Origin of the sequence: Mesorhizobium sp. M7A.F.Ca.US.014.04.1.1 (genome assembly GCF_003998745.1) — a bacterium.
Classification (GTDB): Bacteria; Pseudomonadota; Alphaproteobacteria; order Rhizobiales; family Rhizobiaceae; genus Mesorhizobium; species Mesorhizobium ciceri.
In genome coordinates this window covers 1-6,895 of record NZ_RZRW01000315.1, presented here as the reverse complement: position 1 = coordinate 6,895, position 6,895 = coordinate 1, and the positions used below count along the sequence as shown (strand labels likewise).

The window sequence follows — 6,895 nt, the reverse complement described above, 5'->3', positions numbered from 1 at the left end:
GTGTCAGCGACCTGAAGCTTCCGGGAATTTCGAGCTACGCGACGCCGAAAGGCGAGACGTCACTGGCGCTGAGCGGCGGCGGTGCCATCACACTCTCTGCCCAGTTGACCGACAAGGGTTCCGACATCACGCGCGGCATCGTCTGGCGGGTCTTCAAGCCGGAAGCCGTCAACGGCAAATTGCCGATGGTCGCCTCCTCGCATGGCGGCACCGCCGTCTTCCAGCTCGAGCCCGGCAGCTATCTGGTTCACGCCTCCTACGGCCGGGCCGGCGCCACCAAACGCATCACTGTCGGCAAGGACGCCAAGCGCGAAAGCCTCGTGCTCGATGCCGGCGGCCTCAAGCTCGACGCCGTGCTGTCCGGCGGCGTGCGCATTCCACCGAAGAAGCTGCGCTTTTCGATCTACGAGGGCACTGCCGAGGCCAATGGCGACCGCGCGCTGATCATTCCCGATGTCGAGCCCAACAGCGTCGTGCGGCTCAACGCCGGCATCTACCATGTCGTCTCGACCTATGGCGCGGTCAATGCAGTCATTCGCTCCGACATCCGCGTCGAGGCCGGCAAGCTGACCGAAGCCACCGTCGAGCATCACGCCGCCGAGATCACGATGAAGCTGGTGCGCGAAACCGGTGGCGAGGCGATCGCCGACACGTCCTGGTCACTGCTCAACGAGTCCGGCGATCCGATCAAGGAAACCGTCGGCGCTTTCGCCTCGATGGTGCTGGCCGAGGGCGACTACACCATCATCGCCAAGAACCGCGACCGCATCTACCAGAAGGATTTTACGGTCGTGGCCGGGCAGAACCAGGAAATCGAGGTTCTGGCCACCGAGGCCGCGGCGATGGATCCTGAAGAAGGCGCGGATTAGTTCGCAATCCACCAGAAGAATCAGGTGTCTGCGTCATCCTCTGAACCAGCAGGATAATCCTGTCCGCCGTAGAGCACGCGCAGGATGACCACGGTGTCACCGTCGACCCGGAAAACGATCGACACGCGGCGTTCAAAGCCGACGATGCGGACGCCGGGGCCAACAGTGTCGCGCACGGTCCCGCGCTCCGGGAAGTTGGACAGCGCCATGCACGCGGCCTCTATGCGGTCGACATAGTCGTCGGCACGTCTGCTCCCGCTGTCGTTTTCGATGTAGTCGTAGATGGCGAAGAGGTCGGCTTGAGCCGCCGGTCTGAAGACGACCTTATGTGTCAAGCTTGGAGGCCTTCATGCGGTCCGCATGATGGGCGCGCAGCGCTTTGAAGACGTCTTCTGCCGGGATGTCCGGACGCGGGTCGTCAAGGGCTTCCTGGACCTTGGCGCGCATAATCGCGGTGATGGTCTGCTCTTCGCGGTCGAGGGCGCGCAGCGCGGCGCGCATCACCTCGCTGGCGGAGTCGTAGGCACCCGACGCCAGGCGTACGTCAACGCTGGCCTGCTGGCGGCCGAGGGTCACGGTGATCGGTTTGCTGGTTCTCATGGCAAGCTCTTTCCTTGCCCTAATATAGCGCATGACATTACAGTGTCATACTATTTTTCTCAACGGCCAGCCAAGACTCGGCCCTGTGAGCCGGACGTTTATTGTTCAAGCCGCCAGTTCGGTCCGCGCCGGCAGGAACGGGATCCGGCGGCGTGGCAAAGCTGGCGCCAGGTCGAACACGCCGCGATGGAGGCGGTCGAGCAAGGCCTTGCGGTCGCGCAACGGCTCCAGTTCGCTCCAGCTCAGCACATCGCCGACGCGCACGTCGATCGCCTTGCCCGACAGCCGCGCGAATTCGTGGATGAGCAGCGATGTGCGCAGCGTCAGCGAGGCCTTGCCGACGAACTTGGCCACCCGGCCGTCGCGCTCGGCCATGTTCATCGGCCCGCTGACAAGATGGAACAGCCTGCCGTTCTGCCCGGAAAAATGCATCGGGATGACCGACGCCCTGGCGTCCTGGACGAGGCGGGCCGGAAACATCTTCCACGGCAGATCGCGCGCCCGGCCAAAACCCTTTGGCGCGGTGGCGACACCGCCGGCCGGAAATACCACGATGGTGACGCCCTCTTTCAACAGGCGCACCGCTTCATGGCGCACGGCCATGTTGTTCTTCAGCGCATCCTTGGTCTCCGAAAAGTCGATCGGCAGCGAATAAGGCTCCATCTCGCGGATCTTGAGCAGATCCTTGTGGATCATCACCCGGAACGGACGGCCGAGCTGCTCGGCCAGCGACAGCACGGCGATACCGTCACCGATGCCGAACGGATGATTGGCGACGATCACCAGCGGCGTGTCCGGCAATTGCGCGGGCGGCCACTGATCAGCGGTCCGCACCCGCACGTCGATCAGGTCGAGCATGCGGCTGAACACGCGTTCGCCGGTCGGCACGATCTGGCGGCGCCAGAAATCATAAAGTGCTGTGTAGCGGTCGCGGCCCGACAAGCCTTCGACCGAATGTATGAACCAGCGCGTCAGCGCCGGCTGGCGCGGATTGGCATAGGAAAGCTCGGGAAAGGGTCGTTCGCGCAATTTCAACTTGAGCATAGGGGCTCGTTACAAGGTCGGCGTGACAGGGATATGAAAATGGCGGTGGATCGCTCCACCGCCATTTGGTCGAAACCATGCCAATCAGGCCGCGCGTTTGCGCCGGCGGTCGGGTGTGACGGCTTCCTCAGTCAGTTGCGCGATCGCCTGGTCAAGGCCAAGCGATTCCTGGTCGCGCGAGCCCAGTCGGCGCATGTTGACCGTCTGCTCTTCCGCTTCGCGCTTGCCGCAGACGAGGATGACCGGAACCTTGGCCAGGCTGTGCTCGCGGACCTTGTAGTTGATCTTCTCGTTGCGCAGATCCGCTTCCGCCAACAGCCCAGCGGCCTTCAGCTTTGCCACCACCTCGGTCGCATAGTCGTCGGCATCCGACGTGATCGTCGCCACCACCACCTGCAGCGGCGCGAACCACAGCGGGAAATGGCCGGAATAGTTCTCGATCAGGATGCCGAGGAAGCGCTCCATCGAGCCACAGATGGCGCGGTGAACCATGACAGGCTGCTTCTTCTCGGAATCCGAGCCGATGTAGAAGGCGCCAAACCGCTCCGGCAGGTTGAAATCGACCTGCGTCGTGCCGCACTGCCATTCGCGGCCGATGGCATCCTTCAGCACATATTCGAATTTCGGCCCGTAGAAGGCGCCCTCACCCGGATTGATCGAGGTCTTGATGCGATTGCCGGACCGTGTCCTGATCGTCTCCAGCACGCCGCCCATGATCGCCTCGGCGTGATCCCACGCCTCGTCGGTACCGACGCGTTTGTCCGGCCGCGTCGACAGCTTGACGCTGATTTCGTCGAAACCGAAATCAGCATAGGTCGACAGGATCAGATCGTTGATGCGCAGGCATTCCGCCGCCAGCTGCTCTTCGGTGCAGAAGATGTGCGCATCGTCTTGCGTAAAACCGCGCACACGCATCAGCCCGTGCAGCGCGCCGGATGGTTCGTAACGGTGGACGTTGCCGAATTCTGCAAGTTTGACAGGCAGATCGCGATAAGACTTCAACCCATGCTTGAAAATCTGCACATGGCCCGGGCAGTTCATCGGCTTCAGAGCGAAGATCCGGTCGTCATCGGTATCGTCGCCGGCCACCGTCACCTTGAACATGGCGTCGCGATACCATCCCCAATGGCCTGACGTCTCCCACAGGCTCTTGTCGAGAACCTGCGGCGCGTTGACCTCCTGATAGCCCTGCTCGTCGAGGCGGCGGCGCATGTAGTTGACCAGGTTCTGGAACATCTTCCAGCCCTTGGCGTGCCAGAAGACGACGCCAGGCCCCTCTTCCTGGAAATGGAACAGGTCCATCTCGCGGCCGATCTTCCTGTGGTCGCGCTTCTCGGCCTCCTCCAGCATCGTCTGATAGGCTTCGAGCTGCGCCTGATCAGCCCAGGCCGTGCCGTAGATGCGGGTCAGCATCGGATTGTTCGAATCGCCGCGCCAATAGGCGCCGGCCACCTTCATCAGTTTGAAGGCGTTGCCGATCTGCCCCGTCGAGGCCATGTGCGGGCCACGGCAAAGGTCGAACCAGTCGCCCTGCGCGTAGATCTTGAGATCCTGATCCTCGGGAATGGCGTCGATCAGCTCCAGCTTGTAGCGTTCGCCCTTGTCGGCAAACACTTTCTTCGCCTTGTCGCGCGACCAGACTTCCTTGGTGAACGGCTTGTTGCGCGAAATGATCTCGCGCATCTTCTTCTCGATCACGGGAAAATCGTCAGGCGTGAACGGCTCGTTGCGGGCGAAGTCGTAGTAAAACCCGTTCTCGATCACCGGCCCGATGGTCACCTGCGTTCCCGGCCACAATTCCTGCACGGCTTCCGCCAACACATGTGCGGCGTCGTGACGGATCAGTTCGAGTGCGCGCGGGTCGTCGCGGGTGACGATCTCGACCTTGCCGGATTTGCCAAGCGGATCGCTGAGATCGCGGACGGTGCCGTCGATCGCATAGGCGACCGCCTTCTTGGCCAGCGACTTCGAGATCGATTCGGCGAGGCCGGCACCGGTCATCGCCGCGTCGTATTCGCGGACGGAGCCATCGGGAAATGTCAGGGAAACGGAATTCAGCATGTATATCTCCTATCCAGTCCCGCAAACGAGCGCGGGTGGTTGAAATGCATGTCGCCCAAAAGTGTGTGGACGGTTTTGGGGTTACGACATGCAAAGAGTAGGCCGGATGCGTCCGGCAGCGGCTGTCTTTTATGGACAGATTCCGCCGCCGTAAAGCCCGGCTCAAATGTCAGACTTCATTTGATGAGCAGCGGCAGGTCCTTCAGGAACTCGGCTCGGGTCTTGAGGCCTTTGGGCATATCGGTCCGATCGGTGTCGACGACAAGGCGCGCAAAGACGATCTGGCGGCCATCCTTGTTCGCCCAGCCGACGAACCACCCAAGCGAGCGCTTATCCTGAACCTTGTCGGCATCGTTGCGCAGCCTGGTGCTTCCGGTCTTGCCCTGCACCGTCCAGCCTCCGGCCTGGAAGGTCGGGATGATGGCTGATGTCATGTCGTAGGCCCTGGCCGAGACAGGCAGCTTGCGGGCCAGCAGCTTGCGCAGGAAATCGACCTGCTCGACCGGCGTGATCTTGAGCGAGGAGTTTATCCAGGATTGGGTCAAACCATCATTCTTGCCGGGATTGCCGGAAACATCGGCATTGCCGTAGCCGAATTTGGAGACATAGCCAGCCAATTTTTCCGGCCCGAGCCGACTGGTGATTTCACGGGAGAACCAGACGATCGAATCCCGTTCCCAGATCACCGGATCGACGGTCTTCTGGTCCCGCTTCACCGCCTTGAACTCCGGCTTGTAGTCCCACGCCGGCGTATGCTCGTCGCTCAGGATCCCGCTGTCATAGCCGATCAGCGACAGCGGCACCTTGAACGTCGAGGCCGGGCTGAACCGCTGGTCGCACACTCCGTCCTGGTAAAGCGTCTTGCCGCTCGCCGCATCGGCGATCACCGTGCACTGCAAATCCCCCAGCGGCGCCGATTGCGCGCGCAGCGGAAATCCCAGCAGCCAGGCGAGCAGGAACAGGATCCCGGCAAAGATGAAGGGAAGACGGTCGAAATTGCGCATTTTCTGCTCGCTCCAGAAGGGGGTTCGCGAGCGGCTTAGCGGGGTCTCTTGTCTCGATTTTGTCTCAAATGCGCAGTCTTTGTGCAGGCTGTTGTTAACCCTACCGGATCGTAAACCTGCTATTCTCCCCGGCCATCATTCCTGCGCTTTGCCGCGCTTGCTGCCGATCCGCCAGTACCGCCAGGGCATGAACCAGAGATAGCGATCCGCAAGCGCCTCCGGCACGAGGTCTATGCCATGCGTGCCGAATGGCCCGCAGCGCAGCACGCGGAAGAATCCCATCCAGCCGCCGGCCCACAGGCCATGGCGGGCGATCGCCTCATGCGCATATTCCGAACAGGTCGGCAGATGCCGGCAGGAATTGCCGACAAAGCCCGACAGCGTCAGCTGGTAGAGGCGCACGAGCGACGTGCCGAGGAGACGGCCTGGCGTCTTGCGCCAGGGGCCGGGCCAGTTGCGGCCGCGTTTTTGCGACCCGTCTATATGCGCATGCCCATGCTGGTCGCGCACCACAGTCTCCGTATCGCGTTTCCCAGGCGATAGATGTGGACTTCCGCCGGAGAACGCAATCCCCGCTCCTTGCGCGCCCCGCCATCACGGACGGGAACGGCGAAACGGCTGCCTGTCAGCCGACGGCGCCCAGCGGCCACGACTGGCCGGCCCCTCGCGGCGCTTTGAATGCTGCTTTTCGTCACGCCATTGAAACGTCACGATCCGCATGACATCGCCAAAAATGTTCAGCAACTGGATCATGGTCGGTCTCCTTCGACATGGATTAGACCGCCGCTGGCCTTCGCCTTCAAACGAGTATAATTTCCACTTCGGATAATCCTGGGTTATGCGAAATGAAGCGTGGGCGCCTGCCGCTGACGGCATTGAGGAGCTTCGAGGCGGCGGGCCGGCATCTGAGCTTCAGCCGGGCCGCCGAGGAGCTTTTCGTCTCGCAGGCGGCGATCAGCCGGCAGATCCGCGAGCTCGAAATCTTCCTGCATCGACCCTTGTTCGAACGTCACCATCGACGAGTCGAACTGACCGACACCGGCCGGCGTCTGCTGGATCAGCTTGTCAGAAGTTTCGACGCCATCGATACCTTGCTTGGCGATCTGGTGGCGACACCGGCACAGTCCGTGGTCCGCGTCAGTGTCGAGCCGTCGCTTGCCTCCGTGTGGCTGGTTCCCCGGCTCAACCGGTTTCGCCAATTGCGGCCCGACATCGACGTCTCCCTCGAAGTCGATCCAAGGCTGATCGAGTTCCGCAGCGATCAGCCGGAGCTTGCCTTGCGCTTCAGCGCGCATGCCGACTCGTGGCCGCGCAGCC

9 protein-coding genes are annotated in these 6,895 nt (G+C 62.2%); 2 read left to right on the top strand and 7 right to left on the bottom strand.

The window, feature by feature from the left end; genetic code table 11:
• Positions 1–869: hypothetical protein (locus tag EOA22_RS20370; RefSeq protein ID WP_127390174.1), on the top strand; the 869-nt coding region annotated here is incomplete at its 5' end.
• A gap of 20 nt (positions 870–889) precedes the next feature.
• Here EOA22_RS20370 and EOA22_RS20365 read toward each other — a convergent pair.
• From EOA22_RS20365 to EOA22_RS20335, 7 genes are all read right to left on the bottom strand, one after another.
• The gene (locus EOA22_RS20365; protein WP_063167878.1) at positions 890–1,204 is read right to left on the bottom strand and encodes a type II toxin-antitoxin system RelE/ParE family toxin; all 315 of its coding nucleotides are present in this window, start codon (positions 1,202–1,204) and stop codon (positions 890–892) included.
• Positions 1,194–1,469 carry a type II toxin-antitoxin system ParD family antitoxin gene (locus EOA22_RS20360; RefSeq protein ID WP_063167877.1) on the bottom strand — a complete coding sequence of 92 codons (276 nt, stop codon included), beginning with the start codon at positions 1,467–1,469 and terminating at the stop codon, positions 1,194–1,196. Before EOA22_RS20360 ends, EOA22_RS20365 begins: the two co-directional genes overlap by 11 nt.
• 105 nt (positions 1,470–1,574) lie before the next feature.
• Positions 1,575–2,513, bottom strand: coding sequence for a GNAT family N-acetyltransferase (locus tag EOA22_RS20355; RefSeq protein WP_063167876.1), 939 nt, complete (start codon positions 2,511–2,513; stop codon positions 1,575–1,577).
• Between the two features lie 84 nt (positions 2,514–2,597).
• On the bottom strand, positions 2,598–4,574 hold the full coding sequence (gene thrS / locus EOA22_RS20350; protein WP_027162582.1) for a threonine--tRNA ligase: 1,977 nt from the start codon (positions 4,572–4,574) through the stop codon (positions 2,598–2,600).
• A gap of 176 nt (positions 4,575–4,750) precedes the next feature.
• Positions 4,751–5,578 (bottom strand): class D beta-lactamase, encoded by an 828-nt coding sequence (gene blaOXA, locus EOA22_RS20345; RefSeq protein WP_127390173.1) that lies wholly within the window; start codon positions 5,576–5,578, stop codon positions 4,751–4,753.
• A gap of 135 nt (positions 5,579–5,713) precedes the next feature.
• Entirely contained in the window at positions 5,714–6,088 is a 375-nt protein-coding gene (gene yidD / locus EOA22_RS20340; RefSeq protein WP_027162584.1) for a membrane protein insertion efficiency factor YidD, read from the bottom strand.
• Between the two features lie 84 nt (positions 6,089–6,172).
• Positions 6,173–6,331, bottom strand: a complete 159-nt coding sequence (locus EOA22_RS20335) for a hypothetical protein (RefSeq protein ID WP_082826450.1) — start codon at positions 6,329–6,331, stop codon at positions 6,173–6,175.
• Positions 6,332–6,423: 92 nt separating this feature from the next.
• Here EOA22_RS20335 and EOA22_RS20330 point away from each other — a divergent pair.
• The coding region (locus tag EOA22_RS20330; RefSeq protein WP_127390172.1) for a LysR family transcriptional regulator at positions 6,424–6,895 on the top strand (472 nt) is incomplete at its 3' end.